At 70.8% G+C, this 22,478-nt stretch carries 17 protein-coding genes; 7 read left to right on the forward strand and 10 right to left on the reverse strand.

Annotation, left to right across the window (positions count from 1 at the left end; genetic code table 11):
• Positions 1 to 9 precede the first annotated feature (9 nt).
• The 3 genes from AC1MGR_RS00335 to AC1MGR_RS00345 form a co-directional block, all read right to left on the reverse strand.
• A complete protein-coding gene (locus tag AC1MGR_RS00335; RefSeq protein WP_108037615.1) occupies positions 10 to 267 on the reverse strand; it encodes a hypothetical protein in 258 nt (85 codons plus the stop codon).
• Positions 268 to 400: 133 nt separating this feature from the next.
• Positions 401 to 1,117: a PhoH family protein gene (locus AC1MGR_RS00340; protein WP_056471439.1), complete on the reverse strand. Its 717-nt coding sequence runs from the start codon at positions 1,115 to 1,117 to the stop codon at positions 401 to 403.
• A gap of 402 nt (positions 1,118 to 1,519) precedes the next feature.
• Positions 1,520 to 3,886: a UvrD-helicase domain-containing protein gene (locus AC1MGR_RS00345; RefSeq protein ID WP_108037613.1), complete on the reverse strand. Its 2,367-nt coding sequence runs from the start codon at positions 3,884 to 3,886 to the stop codon at positions 1,520 to 1,522.
• Positions 3,887 to 4,216: 330 nt separating this feature from the next.
• Between AC1MGR_RS00345 and AC1MGR_RS00350 the strand changes: the two genes are divergently transcribed.
• Together AC1MGR_RS00350 and AC1MGR_RS00355 are read left to right on the forward strand one after the other, a co-directional pair.
• Positions 4,217 to 4,468 carry a hypothetical protein gene (locus tag AC1MGR_RS00350; protein ID WP_108037612.1) on the forward strand — a complete coding sequence of 84 codons (252 nt, stop codon included), beginning with the start codon at positions 4,217 to 4,219 and terminating at the stop codon, positions 4,466 to 4,468.
• 113 nt (positions 4,469 to 4,581) lie between these two features.
• Positions 4,582 to 8,190: an AsmA family protein gene (locus tag AC1MGR_RS00355; protein ID WP_480233312.1), complete on the forward strand. Its 3,609-nt coding sequence runs from the start codon at positions 4,582 to 4,584 to the stop codon at positions 8,188 to 8,190.
• Between the two features lie 10 nt (positions 8,191 to 8,200).
• Here AC1MGR_RS00355 and AC1MGR_RS00360 read toward each other — a convergent pair whose 3' ends face one another.
• Complete coding sequence (locus AC1MGR_RS00360; protein ID WP_480233313.1) at positions 8,201 to 10,354, reverse strand: S9 family peptidase; 2,154 nt, start codon at positions 10,352 to 10,354, stop codon at positions 8,201 to 8,203.
• Positions 10,355 to 10,805: 451 nt separating this feature from the next.
• Between AC1MGR_RS00360 and AC1MGR_RS00365 the strand changes: the two genes are divergently transcribed.
• Together AC1MGR_RS00365 and AC1MGR_RS00370 are read left to right on the forward strand one after the other, a co-directional pair.
• Positions 10,806 to 11,240: a Ros/MucR family transcriptional regulator gene (locus AC1MGR_RS00365; RefSeq protein ID WP_108037606.1), complete on the forward strand. Its 435-nt coding sequence runs from the start codon at positions 10,806 to 10,808 to the stop codon at positions 11,238 to 11,240.
• Positions 11,241 to 11,557: 317 nt separating this feature from the next.
• Positions 11,558 to 12,364, forward strand: coding sequence for a DUF6456 domain-containing protein (locus AC1MGR_RS00370; RefSeq protein ID WP_480233314.1), 807 nt, complete (start codon positions 11,558 to 11,560; stop codon positions 12,362 to 12,364).
• Between the two features lie 21 nt (positions 12,365 to 12,385).
• Here AC1MGR_RS00370 and AC1MGR_RS00375 read toward each other — a convergent pair whose 3' ends face one another.
• From AC1MGR_RS00375 to AC1MGR_RS00385, 3 genes are all read right to left on the reverse strand, one after another.
• The gene (locus AC1MGR_RS00375) at positions 12,386 to 12,811 is read right to left on the reverse strand and encodes a SufE family protein (RefSeq protein ID WP_108037602.1); all 426 of its coding nucleotides are present in this window, start codon (positions 12,809 to 12,811) and stop codon (positions 12,386 to 12,388) included.
• Between the two features lie 69 nt (positions 12,812 to 12,880).
• The gene (locus tag AC1MGR_RS00380; RefSeq protein ID WP_108037600.1) at positions 12,881 to 13,921 is read right to left on the reverse strand and encodes a PAS domain S-box protein; all 1,041 of its coding nucleotides are present in this window, start codon (positions 13,919 to 13,921) and stop codon (positions 12,881 to 12,883) included.
• A 145-nt stretch (positions 13,922 to 14,066) separates the two neighbouring features.
• Positions 14,067 to 15,071, reverse strand: coding sequence for a 2-hydroxyacid dehydrogenase (locus AC1MGR_RS00385; protein WP_108037598.1), 1,005 nt, complete (start codon positions 15,069 to 15,071; stop codon positions 14,067 to 14,069).
• A 277-nt stretch (positions 15,072 to 15,348) separates the two neighbouring features.
• On the opposite strand from AC1MGR_RS00385, the gene AC1MGR_RS00390 reads away from it, so the two are divergent.
• Complete coding sequence (locus tag AC1MGR_RS00390) at positions 15,349 to 15,930, forward strand: SH3 domain-containing protein (protein WP_108037596.1); 582 nt, start codon at positions 15,349 to 15,351, stop codon at positions 15,928 to 15,930.
• Between the two features lie 26 nt (positions 15,931 to 15,956).
• Here the strand turns inward: AC1MGR_RS00390 and AC1MGR_RS00395 are convergent, their stop codons facing one another.
• The 3 genes from AC1MGR_RS00395 to AC1MGR_RS00405 form a co-directional block, all read right to left on the reverse strand.
• On the reverse strand, positions 15,957 to 16,418 hold the full coding sequence (locus AC1MGR_RS00395) for a cupin domain-containing protein (RefSeq protein ID WP_480233315.1): 462 nt from the start codon (positions 16,416 to 16,418) through the stop codon (positions 15,957 to 15,959).
• Between the two features lie 122 nt (positions 16,419 to 16,540).
• Positions 16,541 to 17,959 carry a GGDEF domain-containing protein gene (locus AC1MGR_RS00400; protein ID WP_480233316.1) on the reverse strand — a complete coding sequence of 473 codons (1,419 nt, stop codon included), beginning with the start codon at positions 17,957 to 17,959 and terminating at the stop codon, positions 16,541 to 16,543.
• Positions 17,960 to 18,176: 217 nt separating this feature from the next.
• Positions 18,177 to 19,916 (reverse strand): methyl-accepting chemotaxis protein, encoded by a 1,740-nt coding sequence (locus AC1MGR_RS00405; protein WP_480233317.1) that lies wholly within the window; start codon positions 19,914 to 19,916, stop codon positions 18,177 to 18,179.
• Positions 19,917 to 20,511: 595 nt separating this feature from the next.
• Here AC1MGR_RS00405 and AC1MGR_RS00410 point away from each other — a divergent pair.
• Both AC1MGR_RS00410 and AC1MGR_RS00415 read left to right on the forward strand, forming a co-directional pair.
• Positions 20,512 to 21,249 (forward strand): MerR family transcriptional regulator, encoded by a 738-nt coding sequence (locus AC1MGR_RS00410; RefSeq protein WP_480233318.1) that lies wholly within the window; start codon positions 20,512 to 20,514, stop codon positions 21,247 to 21,249.
• Positions 21,194 to 22,474 carry a DNA-packaging protein gene (locus AC1MGR_RS00415; protein WP_480233319.1) on the forward strand — a complete coding sequence of 427 codons (1,281 nt, stop codon included), beginning with the start codon at positions 21,194 to 21,196 and terminating at the stop codon, positions 22,472 to 22,474. Before AC1MGR_RS00410 ends, AC1MGR_RS00415 begins: the two co-directional genes overlap by 56 nt.
• The last annotated feature ends 4 nt before the right edge of the window (positions 22,475 to 22,478 follow it).

Below are 22,478 nucleotides of genomic sequence, written 5' to 3' on the forward strand. Positions count from 1 at the left end.
GGCGACCGATCACATCCGGCGCATCATCCGGCGCTCCATGCGACGGTGCATCATCCGGCGCTCCATGTGACGGCGCATCATGCGGCGCTCCATGCGACGGTGCATCATGCGGCGCTCCATCCGGCGCTCCATGCGCATCTGAACGGTGGACACGGTCTCGGGGGCGGTGACGCCCATCGGTGCGCCGGGCGCGGCCGAGGCGGAGGTGGCGAGGCTGGCACCGCCGAGCGAGGCGAGCACGGCGAAGGCAAGGGTCAGTTTCCTCACGTGAAGACTCCCATTCTCATTTGTCCGAGCGCGGCACCCGGTTCGTTCTCTCGCACCGGCGGCCGAGAAATTTTTGTCGCGCACCGGAGTGAGCGGCAGGCCCCGTTCCGGCCCGCCGCTGACAACACCTGAGTCAGAGATTCGTTTCCTCGAAAGCCCGCACCCACTCGGCACAAATTCCGGAGCGGACGATATCGTCGAGGGTAAATTCCACCACCGGGATCGGCATCATCCGGCTCTTGACCAGGTGGATCACCGTGCGCAGGCCAGACGTCTCGCGTAAATCCGTCTGGGACACGTCGCCGTTGATGATCACCTGGCAATCGTCGCCGATGCGGGTCAGGAACATCTTGATCTCGGCGGTGGTGGTGTTCTGGGCCTCGTCGAGGATCACGAGGCAGTTCTTGAAGGTGCGTCCGCGCATGACCTCGAAGGGCACCACCTCGATGTCGCCGGTCTTCACCGCGATCTCGAAGGCGGCCTCACCCATGCGTTCCTTCATGGTCTCCGTGAGGGGCGCGACCCAGGGGGCGATCTTCTCTTCCAGCGTTCCCGGGAAGAAGCCGAGGGAGCGTCCGGAGGGCACGTTCGGCCGGGTGATGATCACCTTGGCGATGCGGCGCTGGCGAAGCTGGTCGGCGGCGCGGGTGCCCGCGATGAAGGTCTTGCCGGTGCCGGCGGGGCCGAGGACGATCACCTGCTTGTGAAGGGCGAGGGCGTCAAGATACTGCGCCTGCCGGTCGGTGAGGGGTTGGATCGGACTGAGATTGCGTTCTTCGTCGAAGCGGGTCTTGTGCAGCCGGACCGGACGGTCCTCAACGAGTTCAAGTCGTGCGCGGCGTCTCTTCATCGATCAACACTCCAACCGGACTTGCCAACCTGGATTTAATCTGAGCCTGACTTGCTGAACTTGCTTCGCATCACTTTAAACTGATCCCGTTCCGGCGATCCTTCCTATCTCGCCCGCTTCACAGCCAATCCGGAGACCGCCCTCGAGTTCCGGGCGGACCCATCAAGCCTGTGGATTCCCGATACGGCCCCGATGACCGCAGGACTTTGCGTTGCACGCACCATGCCGCGCCGGGCGCGACAGGGGCGTGACAACCACTATTCTTGAGAATGATGTAAAAAGTCTGCGCCGATGCTGCGCTGCGGGAGAATATTCGCCACGGCGGCCGATTGCCCCGGGCTGTGTCGTAGAAGACGCAGTCCGCATCCGCGCGACGCCCTCCCCAGCTCCGGCGCCCCGCGATCAGGCCGCCTGGATGAAGCTGTCGAGGACCATCTTCCGACCGGCCTTGTCGAAATCAACGGTCAGCTTGTTGCCGTCCACACCCGCGACGGTGCCGGGGCCGAACTTGGTGTGGAACACCCGCATGTCGACGCTGAAGGCGGAGGGGGCTCCCGTCGACTTGGCGATGAGCTCGCCCTCGATCTGGCGCGGGCCGCCCCGGCCGGCCGGCGCACGGTTGCCCACCCCGTAGCCGTTGGCGTTGCCCGACTGCGCCGTATTGGCCTGGGCCCGCTGCCAGCCGGGCGTGCCGTAGGACGAGCCGAAGGGCGCCGGATTGCGGTCGAAGCGCGACGCCCCGGCCGAGAAATGGGCGGGCGCGTCGATCACGTCGACGCTGTCCTCGGGCAACTCGTCGATGAAGCGGCTCGGCACCGTGGAGGACCACAGGCCGTGGATGCGCCGGTTGACGGCGAAGGACAGCTTGGCGCGCTTGCGGGCGCGGGTCAGGCCCACATGGGCGAGGCGGCGCTCCTCCTCCAGTCCGGCCCGGCCGCTCTCGTCGAGCGCCCGCTGGTTCGGAAACAGGCCGTCCTCCCAGCCCGGCAGGAAGACGGTGTCGAATTCCAGGCCCTTGGCGGCGTGGAGGGTCATCAGCGAGACCCTGTCGGCGCCCTCCTGCTCGCTGGCCTCCATGACCAGCGAGACGTGCTCGAGGAAAGCGGCCAGATCCGGGAACTCCTCCATGGAGCGGACGAACTCCTTGAGGTTCTCCAGGCGCCCGGCGGCGTCGGCCGACTTCTCCTTCTGCCACATCTCGGTGTAGCCGGATTCCTCCAGGATGGTCTGGGCCACCTCGGAATGCGGCTGGGTTCCCACCAGCCGGGACCACCGCGCGAAGCTCTCGACCAGGGCGCGCACGCCGGACCGGGCACGGGGCTTCAGCTCGTCGGTCTCGACGACGAGGCGGGCCGCCTGGAGCAGCGGCACCCGCTCGGCGCGGGCGTAGGCGTGCAGCGCCTGCAGGGTGGCGTCGCCGAGGCCGCGCTTGGGTGTGTTGAAGATGCGCTCGAAGGCGAGGTCGTCGGAGGGGTTGGCGGTGACGCGCAGGTAGGCGAGCGCGTCGCGGATCTCGGCCCGCTCGTAGAAGCGCGGGCCGCCGATGACCCGGTAGGGCAGGCCGAGCTGGACGAAGCGGTCCTCGATCTCGCGCATCTGGGCCGAGATGCGCACCAGCACGGCGATCTCGGAGAGGGGATGCTGCTTGGCCTGGAGGCTCTCGATGGCTTCCGCCACCTGGCGCGCCTCCTCCTCCGAATCCCAGGCGCCCGACACCGTCACCTTCTCGCCGGCGACGTCCTCGGTGCGCAGGGTCTTGCCGAGGCGGCCCTCGTTCTTGGCGATGAGGCCGGAGGCGGCGTTGAGGATATGGCCGGTGGAGCGGTAGTTGCGCTCGAGGCGAACCACCACGGCACCGGGGAAGTCGTGCTCGAAGCGCAGGATGTTGTCGACCTCGGCGCCGCGCCAGCCGTAGATCGACTGGTCGTCGTCGCCCACGCAGGCCACGTTGCGGTGGCCCTGCGCCAGCAGGCGCAGCCAGAGGTACTGGGCGACGTTGGTGTCCTGGTACTCGTCCACGAGGATGTAGCGGAAGCGCTGCTGGTAATTCTCCAGCACGTCCGGGTTCTCGCGCCAGAGCTTGAGGCAGAGCAGCAGCAGGTCGCCGAAATCGGCGGCGTTGAGGGTCAGGAGCCGGGCCTGGTAGGCGGCATAGAGCGCGCCGCCCTTGCCGAAGGCGAAGGCCTGGGCCTCGCCGGGCGGCACCTGCTCGGGCAGCAGGCCGCGGTTCTTCCAGCCGTCGATGGCCGAAGACAGGGCCCGGGCCGGCCAGCGCTTCTCGTCGATGTTCTGGTCCACGATGACCTGCTTCATCAGGCGAAGCTGGTCGTCCATGCCCAGGATCGTGAAGTCGGAGCGCAGGCCCACCAGCTCCGCGTGGCGGCGCAGGATCTTGGTGCCGATGGCGTGGAAGGTGCCGAGCCAGGGCATGCCCTCGCCGGCCGGCCCGATGAGCCCGCCGATGCGGTGCTTCATCTCTCGCGCGGCCTTGTTGGTGAAGGTCACCGAGAGGATGTCGAAGGGCCGTGCCTTGGCCGTCGCGATCAGGTGCGCAATTCGCGTCGTCAGCACCCGGGTCTTGCCGGTGCCGGCCCCGGCCAGCACGAGCACCGGCCCGTCCGTCGCCTCGACGGCGCGGCGCTGCTCGGCGTTCAGCCCTTCGAGGTAGGGGCTGCCCTGCGGCCGCAGGGAGGCCATGGCACGGGCGGCGATGGAGGTCGGGGCGGCGTCGGAGGCGGTGGGGCCGGCCGCGTCGGAGTGCTGGGTCATGCCGCATCCCTGGACCAAAACGCGAACGGCGTCGAGGGTCGCGCGCGCTGCCGGAGAGGCTCGGTCTCCTGCCGAATGTTCTCCGGGGGCTCATTTCGGGCGCATCGCGTAGCCCGGAGGGCCTTGGATCGACAAGGTCCGCCAGGCGGAGGCTTCGATGGAGAAGAACCGAAGCAAAGATTGAAGCCGGCAACCCAGCGTCGCTGCAGACGATCGATGCGGCCGTCTCACACAGCGTCGCAGGACCTTCGGAGACGGGAACCCGCCTTCCCACCAGCGAGTCGTCTCACCAGATCACGACGTCACGATGCATCTAACAAGGACGCCGCCATGCGTAGCTCCTCCGCCCTTCTCGCCGGCCTCGCGCTCCTCGCCGCCGGTCCGGCCCTCGCCCAGGTCTCGTCGCGGGGCGTAGATAGCCTGAATGCCACCAACGAGCGCCTGTCCAACCGCAGCGAACTCCGAGGCATCGAGCAGCGCCAGCAATTCGACACCAACCAGACGCGCATGCAGATCCAGCGCAGCGACCTGTTCCGGCCGAGCGCGCCCCCTGCCCCGATCGTCGTCCCGGGCCGCCGCTGAGCCCCGGCTCGCTCCGGACGCAGAGCGGGGGCCCTGGCGCGCCCAGGCCTTCCCTGTGCTATGCCCGCCGGCGAAGCGGGGCCCGACCCGGATAACGAGGCGGAACAGAGACGGTGCGTGACATCCTGACCGCGCTGGCGGGCGCCGTCATCCTGCTCCTCGTCGCGGCCCTGGCCGTCCCGCCCTTCGTGGCCTGGGAAGGCTATCGCGGCACGATCGACCGGACGATCGCACGCTCCCTCGGGGTCGCGGCCCAGACCGAGGGCCGCATCGGTGTCCGGCTCCTGCCCTCGCCGCGCCTCAAGCTCGATCGCCTGCGTCTGGGGGCCGGGGCCGGCGCCACGCCAAGATCCGCGCCCGATCAGCCCCAACTCGACCTGCAGTGGATCAAGGCCGAGATCGCCCTGGCACCCCTGCTGAAGGGCGAGCTCCGCTTCACCGAGACGCGGGTCGGCCGGGCGGAGGTGAAGCTCCCCGTCACCGACGGCGAGGCGATCCTGCTGCCCACGCGGGGGCTGTCGGCGGCCCTGCGACGCGACCTCGCCATCGAGGACCTGTCGATCCGGCAGTTCGTGCTGACGACCCAGGTGCCCGCGACGGGCCGGACCGAGCAGTTCTATGCCGAGGCCCTGCAGGTCTCGGCGCCGGCCCTCGCCGGACCCTGGCGGGCCGAAGGCACGAGCCGGGGCGTCCCCTTCCGGGTCTCCACCGGCGAACTCGGACCCGACGGCGTCAGCGTGAAGATCGCGGGCGGCGGCGACACGCAGCCCCGCTTCGAGGCGGATGCCCGCATCGGCCTCAGCCCCGCCGGCACGGGAGCGGGCGGACGGCGCCTGGCCTCGGCGGTGGCCGAAGGCAGCGCCCGGATCGTCGTCGGACCACCGGTCCAGGCGGCGGGCGCCTACCTGCCCTTCTCCCTGGCCGGCCAGTTCAAGGGGCGCGGCCTGACGGCCCGCTTCACCGACGTCGCCCTGGAGATCGATCCCGGCGGGCAGGCCCTGCGCCTGGGCGGCACGGGCCAGCTCGACCTGAAGCAATGGCGCGGTGCCCTGGCGCTCTCCGCCCGTCGCCTCGACCTCGACGCCTTCCTGACCTCGGCGGCGGGGCAGGCGCTGATCGCCCGCGGCCTCCCCAAGACCGGCGGCCGCAACGGCCTGGGGCTGCCGATCATGGTCGATCTCGACCTCGCGGTGGAGAGCCTCGCCCTCGGCCTCGACGAATGGACGGGCTTGGCCGCCAGCGGCACCCTCGACCGCACCGGCGGCGTGGTGCTGCGCCGCCTCGACGTCACCGCGCCGGGCGCCGCGGCCCTGGGCGCCAGCGGTGAGATCGACACCGAGGCCGGCCTGCGCTTCACCGGCCACCTGTCCCTCGACACGCCGGCCTCCGACGGGTTCGGCCGCTACCTGCGGCGCCTCGGGCTCGAAGGGCCGGCCGTGGCGGTGATGGACGGTCGCCCGGTGCAGGTGAACACCGACCTCGCGGTGGCGGCCGGGACGGTCTCCCTGCGCAACCTGCGCCTCGGGCTGGGCGAGGCCCGCATCACCGGCAATGCCCGCTACACGGCGGCCGAGGGAACCGAGCGCGGGCGCTTCGACGCGCAACTCGCCGCGCAGGGCCTCGACATCGCCGCCCTGCCGGTGCTGGGCGGCACCCTCGCCGACCTGCGGGGCCACGATGTCGGGATCACGCTCCAGGCCCGGGACGTGCGCTACGGGCCTGCCGGCGCCGCCTCGGGCAACGGTACCATCGCGGCGAGCATCCAGTCGGATGGCCCGAGCCTCGTGGTCGACAGCCTCGACATCACCGACCTCGCCGGCGCCAATGCCAAGCTCTCGGGCCGGATCAGCCCGGACGGCACGGGCCGGATCGCCGGACAGGTCTCGGCGGCGGTGGCCGCCCCCCTGTTCGCGCTCCTCGACCGGGTCTGGGTGGCGGAGGCCCGCCGGGTCCCGGCCTTCCTGCGGAACGGGGCCCTCGACCTCGCGGTCAATCTCGAGCGGGATACGGGCGCGGCCGACACCTTGCGGGTCGGCGCCAAGGGCACCGCCGCGGGCGGGACCCTCGAGCTCGACCTCCTGAGCCGGGCCGGCCGCATCGATACCCTCGACCTCACCCTCGCGACGGCGAACGCAGGCCCCTGGTTCGGGCGCACCGACGTTCCGGCCCTGCGCCGGCCCGGCCGCCTGCGCATCGCCGGCGCCCCCGCTCCATCCGACGGCACCACGTCGCCCGGAGGGCTCGCCCTGCGCCTGAGCGGGACGGTCGCCGACATCACCGTCGCGACGGTGCAGCCGATCCTCCTCGACACCGACGAGACCCTGCCGCGCGCCGGCGAGCTTCAGCTCGCCCTGCCCGATCTCGCACCGCTCCTCACCCTGGCGGGCAGCGCCGCGCCGATCCCCGGTCCCCTGCCGGCCGATCTCGGCCTGCGCCTGTCGCGCGCCGGACCGGACCTGCGCCTGGGCGTCGTCGGCCGGATCGCCGGCCAGCCCGTCTCGGCCGATCTCACACGCACGCCCGAGGGTGCGATCGGCGGCAGCGCGTCCCTGACCCGCCTCGCCCTGCCGGTGCTGGCCAGCGCCACGATCCTGCCGACCGAGGCCCCGCGCGGACCCGGCCAGAGCCCCGCGAGCGCGCGGTTCGCGCCGGTTCCGACCGGCCGGCCGCCGGTCTCCCTCGGCCTCCGGGTCGACAACCTCGAACTCGGGCGCGGACTCACGGCCACTGGGGCGACCCTCGGTGTCACCCTCGACGGCGAGACCCTGACCCTGCGTGACCTCGACGCGACCCTCGCCGGTGGACGCATCGCGGGACGCGCGACCTCGACACGTCAGGGTGGCGCCGCCGCGCTCTCCGGCGAGGGCCAGATCACCGATGCGGCCATCCCGGAACTGGTCGGCCCGGGGCCGGTGGGCGGACGCGTCACCGCCCAGCTCCGCTTCGGCAGTTCGGGCGAGAGCCTGACCGGATTGATGAACAATCTCGGCGGCAGCGGCACCCTCACGCTCGCCGGCCTCAGCCTGCCGGGGGCCGATCCGGGCGGTCTCGATCGGGCGCTGACACGGGCGCTCGCGGAGGACGATCCCCTGCGGGACGGCCGCCTGCAGGCCCTCGCGGTCGAGGAGCTCGGCGCGGGCCCGCTCACCGTGAAGGGGCCGGTCTCGAGCCCGGTGAGCCTCGTCGGCGGCACCCTGCGGGCCGGCCCGCTGACCCTGCCCCTTGGATCCGCCCGCTGGACCGGAACGCTCGGCATCGACCTGCGGGACGGGCGCATCGATGCGCGCGGGTCCCTCCTCGCCGGGCAGGCGCCCAAGGGCTGGAGCGGGGCGAACCCGTCGATTCAGCTCGGCTTCAGCGGTCCGATCCGAAATCCCGAACGCAGCATCGACGCCGGACCGGTGACGAACGGCCTCGCCGCCCTGGTGCTCCAGCGCGAACTCGAGAAGATCGAGCTGTTCGAGGCCGACCAGAGCGAGCGTCAGCGCCGCCGCGCCCGCATCGAGATGGACAAGGCCCGCGCCATCGCCATCAAGGCCGCGGCGGACAGGCTCGCGGCCGAGAAAGCGGCCTCCGAGGAAGCCGCCCGTCAGGCGCGCCTGCGGGCGCAGCAGGCGGCCGACGAGGCCGCACGCGACGCGCAGGCACGCGAGGCCGCGGCGGCGCGCCGCCAGGCCCCGGAAGCGGATGCTCCGCCGCCGGAGGCGGCCCCTCGGCCCTGACCGAGGGGCCTCAGGCCCTGCCGACTGCCTGCAGAGCGAAGGCCTGGATCAGGCCGACCTCCTCCAGGCGATCGAAGCGCCCGGCGGCGCCGCCGTGCCCCGCCTCCATGTTGATGCGCAGGAGGATCGGCCCACCGCCCGTCATGGTCGCCCGCAGGCGCGCCACCCATTTCGCCGGTTCCCAGTAGGTCACGCGCGGGTCGGTCAGGCCGCCGAGCGCCAGGATCGCCGGATAGGCCTTGGCCGCCACGTTGTCGTAGGGCGAGTAGGCCAGGATGGTCTCGAAGGCCGCGAGGCTCTCGCGCGGGTTTCCCCATTCCGGCCATTCGGGCGGCGTCAGCGGCAGCTCACCATCCAGCATGGTGTTCAGCACGTCGACGAAGGGCACGTCGGCGACGATGCCGGCGAACAGCTCCGGCGCGAGGTTGGCGACCGCGCCCATCAGCATGCCGCCGGCCGAGCCGCCATGCGCCACGATGCGGCCCTGAGCGGTGTAGCCGGCCTCGATCAGAGCGCGGGCACAGGCGACGAAATCCGAGAAGGTGTTGGGCTTCTTCTCGCGCTTGCCATCGAGGTACCAGCGCCAGCCCTTCTCGGTCCCGCCACGCACGTGGGCGATGGCGTAGACGAAGCCGCGGTCGACCAGCGACAGCAGGTTGGTGCGAAAGGCGGCCGGCATCAGCGTCCCGTAGGAGCCGTAGCCGTAGAGGAGCAGCGGGGCGGTGCCGTCGAGGGGGCAGTCGCGCCGGTGCAGCAGCGAGATCGGCACGGTCTCGCCGTCCGGTGCCGTCGCGAAGAGGCGGCGGGTGACGTAGTCCGCAGGGTTGTGGCCGCTGGGCACGGACTGACGCTTGCGCAACTGCCGAGCCCGGGTGACGCAGTCGTAGTCGTAGGTCTCCGCCGGCGTCGTCATCGACGAGTAGGTGAAGCGGATCACCGCCGTCTCGAACTCGTGCCCCGGCTGCAGGCCGAGGGAATAGGCCTCCTCGGCGAACGCCACGACGTGCTCGTTGCCCTTGGTGTCGCGCACGACGATGCGCGGGCGGGCATTCTCGATCTCGAGGCGCACCAGATGGTCGGCGATCACGTGCTGGTGACGGATCATCACGCCGGGCCGGTGGGCAATGACGTCGGTCCAGTGTGCGCGACCCGGCGCTTCCACCCGGGCGGTGACGATCTTGAAGTCCTCGGCTCCGTCGGCATTGGTGAGGATGAAGAGGTGGTTAGCCCAATTCTCGACGGAATAGATCAGCAGCGGCTCGCGCGGCTGCACCACGGTGAGCGTACCCTCACCCGTCCGGCGGTCGAGAAGATGAACTTCCGACGTCTCGTGGTCGCTGGCCGTCACCGTGAGGTAGTCGCCCGATTGCGTCTCCTCGATATGGACGAAGAAACCGGAATCGGCCTCCTCGTAGACGAGGGTGTCGGCATCCTGCGCGGTTCCGAGGCGATGGCGCATCACCCGCGCGGGCCGATGGTTGTCGTCGACGGCGACGTAGAAGAAGGCCTGGGAATCGGCGGTCCAGACCACTTCACCGGTGGTGGCCTCGACGCGGTCCGGCAGCTCGGCGCCGGTCTCTAGATCACGTATCCGGATGGTGTGCAGCTCCGAGCCCTTGGTGTCGGCGCTCCAGGCGAGCAGTCGGTGGTCTTCGGAATGGACCGCTGCGGCGATCTCGAAGAAGGCCAGCCCTTCACCCTCGCGATCCCCGTCGATGAGAATGACCTCTCCCTCTTCCGGGCCTCCATCGGCCGCCGTCTCGGCGCCCTGCCCGGGGATCACCACGACGGTGCGTGGCCGCCGGCATACCAGCGGATGCTGTCCACCCTCGCGATGGCGGGTGTAATAGGCATAGGGGCCGTCCGGCTCGGGAACGCTGCTGTCGTCCTCCCGAATCCGGGCGCGCATTTCGGCGACGAGGGTTTTGCGCAGTGCTGCAGTGCTCGCGAGCGCGGCGTCCGAATAGACGTTCTCGCTTGCCAGATGTTCCCGGATATCGGTGGGCAGAGTGGACGGGTCCTTGAGAACATCCCGCCAGTTGTCGGCCTTCAGCCAAGCATAGTCGTCGCGGATCACGCGGCCGTGGACTTCGTAGGTGTGCGGGCGCACCTCCGCGACCGGAGCGGTGGCTGAAACCGAAATGTTTGTTGACTGGGAGGCCATCGCGAAAAATCCTGGCACAGAGTCGAGACACGGAGATGCGTCGCTCCATATTGCCGTGCCATGTGGCGCGGACGCCCGCAGCAAGCAAGCGCGCGGGCCGCACGGGACTTAACCAGACGCGATGGCCGTTGCTGCGGCAATCTGTCCAAGGGTTTCGCGGGGCTCGCAACGGACAGCCGGGGTGGAAATTCCGAGAATTGGGCATGGTTGAAATATTGTTCGCAACAGTTGCTTGACGTTATCGATCTGCGCAGGCCCGTCTTGCGATGTCATCGAGAATAGCATATCAAGAAATCGTAGCGGGCGAAGTTGCTGCGCGTTCTATAGCGCATGCAGGACAGATGGTAACGCTGCGGGATCGAGCCGCGGAGCGAGCGAGCTTCGGCGCGAAGGCGGTCGCGCTGCTTGCGTACCCTATTCACTGCAGCGCGTCAGGAGAGCTCTTCCGATTATGACCGACATCGAACACTCCGCGGATTATGTCGAGCTGACCGTCGACATCGTTTCAGCTTACGTGAGCAACAACCCGGTGCCTCCCGGCGAGTTGGCTCAGTTGATCACGCGGATCCATGGGTCGCTGACCCAGATTGCCAGCGGTCAGATCGAGGCCCAGACGCCTGCGGCACCGCTCCAGCCCGCAATCTCTGTGAAGAAGTCGGTCACGGCCGATCACATCGTCTGCCTCGAAGACGGGCGGACCTTCAAGTCGCTCAAGCGCCACCTGCGCGCCAAGTACGACATGAGCCCCGAGCAATACCGCGCCAAGTGGGGTCTGCCGCCGGATTACCCGATGGTTGCTCCGAACTATGCGAAGGCACGTTCCGACCTCGCGAAGGCGATCGGTCTCGGTCAGACCCGCAACGGAAACTACGACGAAGCGGCTTGAGGCTGTGCTCGCTCCGGAGCACCCGTGGTCTCCGGAGTTCCTCCATCGGCGAAGAAGCCAAGGTCGCGTCAAGACCGAATCCGATCGTCTTTGACCGGGCCTCGCCGACAGGCACTTGGCAGAATCGTCGTCAAGACTTGAATTAGGATATTTTTCCCGTACTGTCCGTGCTTCGGCGCGCGTCGCCGCTGTCCTGAGTACTGGAACAAAACATGAACATTGATCGGACTGTCCCGTCGATCGCTGCCGTGCGTCCGGCCCGGGAGTCAGGCGCCCGACCGAGTCACCCTCCGCGCGCCCTTCGCGGACAGGAGGTGTTGAGCCCTGAGGCTCGGCGTTTTCTCAATGCCCTGGCGGAGGACGGCGCCTACGCGCTGTCCGATCCCACCGAGACCGCGGAATGGATCGTCCGGGAGGGCGGTACCGGGATCTCCGTCGGCGGCGGTCGCTACGGACGCAGCGCGGGCGCCGAACTGCTGGCCCGGGACCTGGTGGAAATCGGCTCGGGACGCCGGGCCCGCCTGACGATCAGCCCGGCCGGACGGGCGCGGCTGCGACGGGACGCGGCCGGTTCCCAGACACCGTATCTGGCCCAGCATCTCGATCTGGTAAGCAGCCCGGCCGCGCCAAATCGACCGGTTCGCGATGCGTCCGAGAGCCCGTTGGCCTGGATGGCGCGGCGAAGGGACCGCGACGGTACGCCTCTCATCGACGCGGCCTGCTTCGAGGCGGGGGAACGCCTGCGCCGGGACCTGACCGGGGCCGCGCTGATGCCGCGGATGGGTCAGGACTGGAGCGGGGTGAAGGTCGATGGATCAGGTCCACGGGATCCGGCCGCCGGCTCCGATGCGATGCTGGCCGCACGCCAGCGGGTCCGAGCGGCCCTCGATGCGGTCGGCAGCGACCTGTCGGGCCTGCTGATCGACCTGTGCGGCTTCCTCAAGGGCCTTGAGCGGATCGAGGCGGAGCGACGCTGGCCGGCCCGTTCGGCGAAGGTGGTGGCGCGCATCGCCATGGCGCGCCTGGCCGAGCATTACGGGCTGGAGCGCGCAGCGGTCGGGCCGGACCGTGCCCGCCCGCGCCTATGGCGGGAAGCCTCGGCGCAAGCAGCGCGGCGGAGCTGACCGGTTTCGGCAGAAGTCCCTTCAGGCGGCAGTCAGGCGGATCGCATCGCGATGGATGCGCTCCGCCATGGCCCGGACGCCGTTGGAACGCTTCGAGGTCAGATGGGCCCCGAGCCCGATCTCCTTGAAGGTCTGAAAGACGTCGACCTTGGCGATCTCCTCCGGCGCCTTGCCGTCGTGAAGGGCCATGACCAGGGCGATCAGCCCCTTGGTGATCACGGAATCGCTGGTTCCCCGCAGGTGCAGGCGGGGCGGCGTCTCGGAGCGGTCGATCCGGGAATCGACCCAGACCTGGCTCTCGCAGCCATGGACGCGATTCTCCTCGGTCAGCAACGCTTCCGGGAAGGGCGGCAAGGCACGTCCGAGTTCGATCAGGTACTCGTAGCGGTCCGGGCCTTCATCGAGGATGCTGAAATTGTCGATGATCGTCGCGATGTCTGGAAGCATGGGCGGGGGAACGGCTCCTGTGCGGCGGCACCCCTGCGCATATAGTCCATGCCAGCGCCAATGCGATCCTCAGGACGGCTGCGCCAGGACCTCGGGCAGTTGCAGCTCCAGGGGTTCGGCGGCGGTGCCGATGCCCCGAACGGCGATCTCGGCCTGGGAGGCATAGGCGGCGATCAGGCGGGGGCCGAGATTCGGCACCTCGAGCTTGCCGGGGGCGGCGCCCTCGCCGGCTCCGGAGACGATGCTCAAGCGCACGGGACCGCCCGCCGCCGCGTCGATCTGGATCGCGATGGCGCAGGCGACCGTCTCGGCCGTGGTGTCGAGGCATTCCGAGACCACCTCGGCCACGATCATCCCGAGGGCGTTGGCGGTGCGCGGCTCGACCAGGCTGGTGCCGTGACCGCCGACGGTGACGCCGATGCGCCCGGCCCGGCGCAACTGGCCGAGACCGGAGGCGAGGCGGTGCAGGTAGTCGCGCAGGTCGATCGAGGCGATATGGGGGGCCTCGTGAAGGTGCTGCTGCACCAGGGCGATGGCGCGCACCCGCTGACCGAGGGCTTCGAAGCTGCCCCGGCAGGGGGCCGGCGCAGCGCGGCCGTAGAGGCCGATCAGGCTGACCATGACCTGAAGGTTGTTGCGCACCCGATGATAGACCTCGGCGAGGAGCGCCTCCTTCTCCACCAGGGCCCGCTCGGAATGCTCCTCGGCATGCTTGCGGTCGGTGATGTCGAAGCAGGTGCCGAGGAAGCCGACGAAATCGCCGTTCTCGCGCAAGGGCTTGGCGGTATCGAGCAGCCACCGGTAGGCGCCGTCGTGCCGGCGCAGGCGGAACTCGGACGTGAAGGGTTCCTGCGCGGCGAAGGCCTTGGCCACGATGGCGGCGTGGCGCTCGAGGTCGTCGGGATGCAGACCGCGGCGCCAGCCGTGACCGAGTTCCTCCTCGACCGAGCGGCCCGTGAAGGCGAGCCAGGATTCGTTGTGATGGACGGCGGCCCCCTGGGGATCGGCACGCCACATCATCAGGGGCACGAAATCGGCGAAACGCCGGAACTCGCCGCACCCCATAACACTCACCGATGCCGCCTCGGTCGACGGTGTGTCCGCGGCCATGATGTCTCGATCCACCCGTTCCAAACACCGGCCCCGCCCGAGCCAGCGCCGGTCAACGTGCCGGGCATGGGCCCGTTCCGATCCTACGTTGTGATGGGGGGCCGCCATCCCCAGCCGGCGTGAATGCCGCGGGACGGCGGCGCCGTCAGAGCATGCTGGGCAGGATCCGGTCGGGCGGCCGGTGCCCGTCCATGAAGGTCTTGATGTTGATGATGACCTTCTCGCCCATGTCGACGCGGCTCTCGTGGGTGGCCGAGCCCATGTGGGGCAGGAGCACGACCTTGCCGGCGCGGGCGAGCTTGACGAGGCGGGGACTCACCGCCGGCTCCTGCTCGAACACGTCGAGGCCGGCCCCGGAGATGTCGCCGGCCTCGAGGAGGCGGGCGAGGGCGGTCTCGTCGATGACCTCGCCGCGGGCGGTGTTCACCACGACGGCCTCGGGCTTGAGCAGCTTGAGGCGGCGGGCCGAGAGCAGGTGGTAGGTGGCCGGCGTGTGCGGGCAGTTCACCGAGACGATGTCGACGCGGGCCAGCATCTGGTCGAGGGATTCCCAGTAGGTCGCGTCGAGGTCGCGCTCGATCTGCGCCGGAACGCGCCGGCGGTTGTGATAGTGGATCTGCAGGCCGAAGGCCTTGGCCCGGCGGGCCAGGGCCTGGCCGATCCGGCCCATCCCGACGATGCCGAGGCGCTTGCCGGTGATCCGGCGGCCGAGCATCCAGGTCGGCGACCAGCCGGTTGTCCAGGCGTCGTCCGGGATGATCCGGGCGCCCTCGGTGACGCGGCGGGCCACGGCGAGAATCAGCGCCATGGTCATGTCGGCGGTGTCCTCGGTCAGGACGCCGGGGGTGTTGGTGACGGTGATGCCGCGCTCCAATGCCGCGGCGACGTCGATGTGGTCGACGCCGTTGCCGAAGTTGGCGATCAGCCGCAGGTTCGGGCCGGCCTGGGCGAGGAGGCCCGAATCGATCTCGTCGGTCACGGTCGGGACCAGGACGTCGGCCTCCCGCAGGGCCGCCATCAGGGCGTCGGGCGCCATCGGGGCATCGTCGGTGTTGAGCCGGATCTCGAAGAGCTCGCGCATGCGCGCCTCCACGACCTCGGGCAGACGCCGCGTGACGACCACGAGCGGCTTGCGCTTCAACGACGACATGCACCCTCCCCGCGAACGGTGTCGGTCAGCCCCGATCCGACCCGGCCGGTCTCCGGCGCGATCTCCGATCCGGGGGCGACACCGCCGGCTTACCGCGCGTTAACCACGCACCGGTCAAGACATTCGAGACGACCGGGCCGGCAGCCGCAAGGCCACGACCCCAGGGTCCCCTCGACCCTCAAGGCCTCTCTACCAGAGAGGCCGCGGAACACAATGCACGCCGGGGCCGGCCGCCACCCTGCGGCCCGCACCGGACAGCGTGAAGGATCACCGGACGATGCGCGCGCCTGCCCTGCTCCTCACCCTCGCGAGTCTCCTGTGGGCCGGCGCCGCCGCGGCCGCCCCGGCATCGGGGGCCGGCCCCGACGTCGCCCTGGGGCCGGTGACGAAGCTGCCGCTGCCGCGCTACGCCAGCCTGAAGACCGACCGGGTCAACCTGCGCGAAGGCCCCTCGAAGGACCACCGCACCCTTTGGGTGTTCCAGCGCGCCGGCCTGCCCGTCGAGATCGTGGCCGAGTTCGAGACCTGGCGCCGCATCCGCGATTCGGAGGGCACCGAGGGCTGGGTGCTGCACTCGCTGCTCTCGGGCCGGCGCACCTCCATCGTCACCGCCGGCAAGGGGAGCGACCAGGGGGGCGCCAAGGGAGGCGACAAGGCCCCGGTGCCGCTCTACGCCAAGGCCGACGAGGCCTCCGGCGAGGAGGCCCGCCTCCAGGCCGGCGTCATCGGCAGCGTCAAGACCTGCACCGGCACCTGGTGCCGGATCATCGTGGCGCTGCCCCAGCGCCGCGGCGACGTGGACGGCTACGTCCGCCAGGACCGGCTCTGGGGCGTCTACCCGAACGAGAAGGTCGACTAGGCCGGCCCGTCAGCGACGGGCGTCCTTCACGATTGCGGCATGCCCGATTGCGACATGCCCGATTGCGATATGCCCGACTGCCGCATGAAGGTGTCGGGCGTGCCCGTGCCCTCGGTGACGAAGCGGATGTCGCGGGGCTCGCGCCGGGGCGTGTCGACGGAGAGGAACACCATCGGCTGCTCGAGGATCTCGGGGACCGAGTGCACCACCCCGCGCTTGAAGAACACCAGCTTGCCGGGGCCGACCTCGACGGGGGTCTCGTCGCCGAACTTCATCAGGCAGCGCCCGGACAGGACGTAGAGGTACTCGTCGCAGGAGGCGTGGCTGTGCGGCGGGGTCGGGTGATAGACCCGGAACACCCGGGCGCTCGCCGCCGGATCGTCGGTGAAGCGGTGATCCGCCACCATGGTGTCGGAGGTCTCGGGCAGGCGCGCGGCCTGCTCCGCCACGTCGAAGACGCCGTGCGCCGTCAGGCTGTCCGTACTCATCGCGTGCGTGTCCTTGCAGTGGCCGTTCGTCTCGAAGCCCCGGCAGGATAGCGGGAAACGCCGCCGCCGGGGAGCGGGCCCGAATCCGCCCCCGCGGGCCCGGAGACCGCGCGCGGCGCGGCTCAGCTCGCCCACCGGATCGTGTTGCGGCCGGCCTCCTTGGCCTCGTACAGCGCGCGATCGGCGCGCCGCGCCAGGTCCTCGTAGCTCTCGCCCGACCGGGCGGAGGCGATTCCCATGCTGAGGCTGAGGGACGCCACCGCCTGGCCGCCCAGGGCCAGCGGCGCGTTCTCGACGGCCGTCCGGACGCGCTCGCCGACGCCCTGGGCAAGGTCGAGATCGCTGTGGGGCAGGAGGATCATGAACTCGTCGCCGCCGAGCCGGCCGACCAGGTCCCGGGCGCGGACATGCGACGAAACCAGGGCGGCGAAGTGCCGGAGCGCCTGGTCGCCGGCCTGGTGGCCCCAGCGGTCGTTGATCTGCTTGAAATGATCGAAATCCACGGCGATCAGGCTGAGGGACCCCGGCGCCTCCGCGCGCAGCCAGCGCCGCGCCTCGGCCTCGAAGCCCCGGCGATTGAGGGTCCCGGTCAGGGGGTCGGTGATCGCCGAGGCCGTCATCTCCTGGCCGTGCACGGCCAGGGCCGCGGTGAGGCGGGCCCGGGCCGTCACCTCGGCGGCGACCGGCAGGCAAGTCAGGAGCGTCACGGCCAGGAAGGCCTGGAAGGCCTGGGCCTGCGTCGCCGCGTCCGCGGCGATCAGGATCATCGGCCCGCGCCCCTGCATCGTGGCGATGCCCCCGATCACCGCGACCAGCATCACGGCGGCCTCCACGCCGAGGCGTCCGACCCGGAAGGTGACGAGCATCAGCGGCGGGAAGATCGCGAAGAGCAGGGGCCGCGTCGCGAGGAAGAAGACGCCGTAGGCGACGAGGCCCACCAGCAGCAGCAGCGCGGCCGAGAGACCCCGTTCGCGCCAGCTCTTCCGGGCGAAGCAGACCACGAAGTCTCCCCGCACGACCGTGGAGAGGAAGGGCGTGAAGACCAGGAGGCCGAGGCCGTCGCTGGCGACCCAGGTGGCGAAGGCCTTGGGCAGGGGCTCGCCGTAGAGGGCGAAGGCCGTCAGGCTGCCGGGGATGCCGCTGACCGCGGGCGCCACCAGGCCCGCCACCAGGATGAAGCGCAGCACCGCGCCCGTCGTGTGCAGGATGCCCTCGCCTCTGCCCTCGCCCTTGCCCTTGCCCTCGCCCCCGCCGGATCGCCGCAGGAGGGAGACGGCCAGGCCGACCTCGATCAGATTGGCGAGGCCGTAGAGGACCGTCCCGGCCAGGGCCCCCCGGGTGATCAGGTTCGCCGCCACGCCGGCCACGAAGCCCGCGCTCAGCACCGCGCCCCAGCGCGGCCGGGCCTGTGCGAGCAGGAGAGCCAAGAGGATCGCGTTGGCCGGCCAGATGGCGGCGATGTCGCGTCCGTTGCTCGTGAGATGGATCGTCAAGGCGGCGGCTGCGAAGTACGAGATCGCAGCAAGGAACCAGATCCACACGATCGGATGCGCAATCAGTCGGACTACGTCTTTGATGATCATGCCTAAATCTAAGACATATCGGCTTAAATTTCGGTTAAACCAGATAATACTCGAATAAAGACTGGGCAATGACTGTAGTTGTATTTGAGATTGGCGGATCAACCCGCATCATCCCGAAGCGTCGCGGTTTCTCCGCGCGGCCGGCGGTCGCGGCTCCACGGGCCGCCGCGGCCGATCATCCGGCGTTGTAGGCCATGCGGAAGCCGCCCCAGTGGCGTCCGCGGATCCGGATGGGCGCATCCACCTCCTGCATCAGCACCATGCGGTGGCCGCCCATGTCCCGCGCATAGGACTGCACCAGGAACGGATCGGTGCTCCGCGCCGCCATCAGGCCGGCGCGGTCGTCGAAGATCCGGCGGTGGCGGCTGTTGGCCGTGTTCCAGGCCAGGTCCCCCGGCCGCTGCGGCTGCGCATAGAGGCGGTTGTGGACGGGGAGATAGGCGTTCCGGTCCATGGCGACGCAGAAGCTCAGCTGCGGATCGGCCTGCAGGAGCCGTTCCTGGATCGGCGTCAGCAGGTCTTCGAGGACCGGCACGGCGGGCGTGAGGTATTGCTGCGGGGCGGTGCCGAGGACCGGTTCGTAGGCGGGCTCGAACAGGGCCGCCTCGCTCAGGCTCCCCCGCCCGATCGCCGCCTCCAGGGCCGCGCCGATCTCCTGCGCGGCGGCCTGGACCCGTGCGATCCGGCCGGCATTCTGGGCGTTGACCGACCCGGTGAGCCGATCGACGGCGGCGCTGTAGCCCTCCGGCGCCCGGAGGATGCGCAGGTGCAGGCCAAGGGGACTCACCCCGACGACGCGCGCCGCGGCACGGCCCAGCTCCGCCGTCTCGACCTCCCACTCCGATCCGACCGAGGCCTGCATCGCGGCGGGGCGCGAGACCAGGAACCCGCCCTCGCTGACATCGACGGTGCGGGTCGGGTGCCGCTCCCCGGCCTGCCGCAGGGTGGCGTCCAGGGCCACGGGCAGGCGCGGCTGCCGGCGGCGGTTGCCGAGGGGATTGGTGCGCAGCACCACCAGGGTGCGCCCATGCAGGCGGTCCACGGTGCTGGACGAGGCCGCCGTCGCCAGGCTGACGGCGGAGGCGGCCTGGGCCTGCGCGCGGATCGCCCCGGCGCTGGCGACGACTTGGCCGACGAAACCGGCCACCGCCTCGGCCGAGCGGGTGAGTTCGGCGGTGGAGGCGTTCTGCTCCTCGACGGCGGCCACCACCTCGACGAACTTCGGCCCGACCTGCGCCACGAGGCCGGCCGCCTCCCCCACCGTGCGGGCGGAGTCGGCCGCCCCCTGCTGCAGGCGCGTGATGCTGGCCCGGATCTGGCCGGTGGCCCGGGCGGTCTGCCCGGCGAGGTCCTTCACCTCCTGCGCCACCACCGCGAAGCCGCGGCCGTGCTCGCCGGAGCGGCTGGCCTCGATCATCGCGTTCAGCGCCAGGAGGTTCGTCTGCTTGGCGATGCCCGCGACCACGTCGACCACAGCATCGATCTCACCGGAGGCGGTGTGCAGGTGCTCGATCTGGGCCTGGGCGGCGGCCACCACGCCGGTCACCCGATCCAGGAGGCCGGCGGCGTGATGGATCTGGACGCTGATGTTGGCGGAGGCCTGCGTCAGTTCCTTGGCGGCCTGGGCCAGGAGCGCGGCCGTGCCGTCGACGGTCTGCGTCTCGGTGACGAGGGCGGCGGTGCGCGCGCCGATATCGGTGAGGGAGGTGCCGGCCTGCAGGATCGAGCGGCCGACCTCGGCGGAGGCCTGCTGCACGGCGCCGACCAGGGTGTGGAGGTCCTGCTCCACCTGCCCGATGATCGGCTCGGCCTGCTCGTGCAGGGTCGGTCCGCACTCGGCCTGCGCCGACGGTTCCTGCACGACCTCCTCTGCGGGGGGTGGGCTGATCCGGGCGCGACGCAGGCGGGCGAGCATGATGTCCTGTTCCCTCTGATGCGTCGTTGCGCACCGGTGTCCGATCGGAAGACTTCGGACGGTGATGACTTCCGACGGTGATGACTTCGGACCATCTTGTTGGGCGGGCAGGATGATTCATCTTAACAAAACCCTGTTGACGAAATTGTGATTTCGTTCCGGATGATGCCATTCAGTGCTTTTCGCGGGCTCTCGAAACGTCGGCGTCGGACCGATTGCGTGGCTTTCGATCATGCTCGGTTCCCGCCCCGAATCGCGCGTCGGACGCCGCATCAACGTGTGCGCCTCTGGATGCCGAGGCGGCGATGAACGCCAGGATCGAACCGAGCCCGCCTCTTCAACGCCTGATCCCGGCGGACCGTCCGGCCGGTCCCGATCAGGGCCGGGATCGCGCGTGGGACCGGGGGGCACCGAGTGGCTCGGTCGACCCCGGATCGTCCGGAACATGGGCGTCCGCCCCGTTCCGACAGACGCACCTTCGCGATCCCGCCTTTACGAATAAAATCAGATAATAGGATTTTATGTTTGACACCGCGACGCTCCTGGGGTATCACCAGGGCACGCTCAGGAAGTGTGAGTGGCGAGGGAGGCGGCGATGGCGAAGCTCGTGCCGATCGTCGCATCGATCCGCGGGGCCGTCGAGGCAGCCATGCGGAACACCGCGCGCCCCGTCACCGCCATCGCGGCCGAGACCGGGGTGCGGGTCACCACCATCCGAACCTGGAACAAGCGCTACGGCTGGCGCCCCACGGTGGCGACGGCCTCCACGGCCTTCACCCCGGCGCGCTGGAAGCCGGCACGGCGGGCGGCGGTGGCCCGGCTCTACCGGGAGGACTGGATCGACATCGGCGACCTCGCCCAGGCCCTGGGCGTGGCCCGGCACCGCGCCGAGGCCCTGTTCGCCCAGTGCGGCCTGGAGGGGCGCCGGCCCGGCGAGGTCGGGCGCGCCCTGGGCCTGGACACCGATCCCCGCCGGATACGGGCGGCGCTCCGGGCGCAGATCGCCCGGCAGATCCTGCACTTCGGCGCGGCCCTGAACGGGGCGGCGGGCGTTCCGGGCTTCGACAGCGCCCGCGTCCTGCGCGACCTCGGCGGATTGAAGCGCCTCCTCGACGAGACCACGGATGACGGGCGGGGAGGACGCGATGGCTCGGAGCCCGGCGACAACGACGGCCCGGCCTGCGATCGGGCGACCGACGAGCGGGCCGCCGACGATCTGCCCACCTTGCGCGCGGAGATCGCGCGCCGCGCTGAGGCGCTCGGCGGCGAGCGGGCGGATGCGGGCCCTGCTGGCGGGCCTGCCCCCCGCCCAGATCCGGGCCCTGGCGACTGACTGGCTCCTGGCGGCCCGCGACGACCAGCTTCCGCCCTGCCCGGCCCTGCCGGACTGGACCACCTGGGCGGTGATCGGCGGGCGCGGCGCCGGCAAGACCCGCACGGGGGCGGAGTGGGTCCGCGCCCTGGCGCTCGGCGACCCGGCCTTCACCGCCCGGCCGGTGGGGCGCATCGCCCTCGTCGGCGAGACCTTCGCGGATGTCCGCGACGTGATGGTGGAGGGGCCCTCCGGCCTCCTCGGCCTGTCCGGGCAGCGGCCGCGCTGGTCGCCCTCGCGCCGGCGCCTCGACTGGGACAACGGCGCGGTCGGCCTCGCCTTCTCGGCCGAGGTGCCGGATTCCCTGCGCGGGCCCCAGTTCGGCGCCGCCTGGTCGGACGAGATCGCCAAGTGGCGCTACGCCGAGGCCGCCTGGGACATGATCCAGTTCGGCCTGCGCCTGGGGCACCGCCCGCGCGGCCTCGTCACCACCACGCCGCGGCCGATCCCGCTGCTGCGGCGGATTCTCGCCGACCCCCGCACCGTGGTCAGCCGGGCGCGCACCGCCGACAACGCCGCGAACCTCGCCCCGGCCTTCCTCGAGGCGGTGGTGGCGCGCTACGCCGGCACCCGCCTGGGGCGCCAGGAGCTCGACGGCGAGCTGATCGCGGACCGGGCCGACGCCCTCTGGAGCCGCGACCGCCTGGAGGCGGCCCGCGTCCCGGCGGCGCCGGAGGCCCTGCGCCGCATCGTCGTGGCGGTGGACCCGCCGGCCTCCTCGAAGGCCGGGGCGGATGCCTGCGGGATCGTCGCCGCCGGCCTCGACGCCACCGGCCACGCCTACGTGCTGGCCGACGCCACCCTGGCCCAGGCCGCCCCCGAGGCCTGGGCCTCGACGGCGCTGGCGCTCTACCACCGCCTCGCGGCCGACAGCCTCGTGGTCGAGATCAACCAGGGCGGCGAGATGGCCACCGCCGTGCTGCACCAGGTCGATGCCGCCGTGCCGGTGATCCCCGTGCGGGCGACCCGCGGCAAGTATCTCCGGGCCGAGCCGGTCTCGATGCTCTACGCGCAAGGCCGCGTCCACCATGTCGGCGCCCTGCCGGCTCTGGAGGACGAGCTCTGCGATTTCGGGCCGGAGGGCCTCTCCTCCGGCGCCTCGCCGGACCGCCTCGACGCCCTGGTCTGGGCCCTGACGCACCTCCTCCTGCGCAGCGGCCCCGAGCCGCGCATCCGGCGCCTCTGACGCT

The organism is Methylobacterium sp. BI1, assembly GCF_056680125.1.

Coding starts and splice junctions, on each gene's coding strand:
- AC1MGR_RS00395 (WP_480233315.1), bottom strand. CDS start 16,418: ATGAGTACGGACAGCCTGACGGCGCACGGCGTCTTCGACGTGGCGGAG.
- AC1MGR_RS00360 (WP_480233313.1), bottom strand. CDS start 10,354: ATGGCCTCCCAGTCAACAAACATTTCGGTTTCAGCCACCGCTCCGGTC.
- AC1MGR_RS00380 (WP_108037600.1), bottom strand. CDS start 13,921: ATGGCCGCGGACACACCGTCGACCGAGGCGGCATCGGTGAGTGTTATG.
- AC1MGR_RS00410 (WP_480233318.1), top strand. CDS start 20,512: ATGGCGAAGCTCGTGCCGATCGTCGCATCGATCCGCGGGGCCGTCGAG.
- AC1MGR_RS00390 (WP_108037596.1), top strand. CDS start 15,349: ATGCGCGCGCCTGCCCTGCTCCTCACCCTCGCGAGTCTCCTGTGGGCC.
- AC1MGR_RS00365 (WP_108037606.1), top strand. CDS start 10,806: ATGACCGACATCGAACACTCCGCGGATTATGTCGAGCTGACCGTCGAC.
- AC1MGR_RS00385 (WP_108037598.1), bottom strand. CDS start 15,071: ATGTCGTCGTTGAAGCGCAAGCCGCTCGTGGTCGTCACGCGGCGTCTG.
- AC1MGR_RS00345 (WP_108037613.1), bottom strand. CDS start 3,886: ATGACCCAGCACTCCGACGCGGCCGGCCCCACCGCCTCCGACGCCGCC.
- AC1MGR_RS00405 (WP_480233317.1), bottom strand. CDS start 19,916: ATGCTCGCCCGCCTGCGTCGCGCCCGGATCAGCCCACCCCCCGCAGAG.
- AC1MGR_RS00415 (WP_480233319.1), top strand. CDS start 21,194: ATGCGGGCCCTGCTGGCGGGCCTGCCCCCCGCCCAGATCCGGGCCCTG.
- AC1MGR_RS00375 (WP_108037602.1), bottom strand. CDS start 12,811: ATGCTTCCAGACATCGCGACGATCATCGACAATTTCAGCATCCTCGAT.
- AC1MGR_RS00340 (WP_056471439.1), bottom strand. CDS start 1,117: ATGAAGAGACGCCGCGCACGACTTGAACTCGTTGAGGACCGTCCGGTC.
- AC1MGR_RS00350 (WP_108037612.1), top strand. CDS start 4,217: ATGCGTAGCTCCTCCGCCCTTCTCGCCGGCCTCGCGCTCCTCGCCGCC.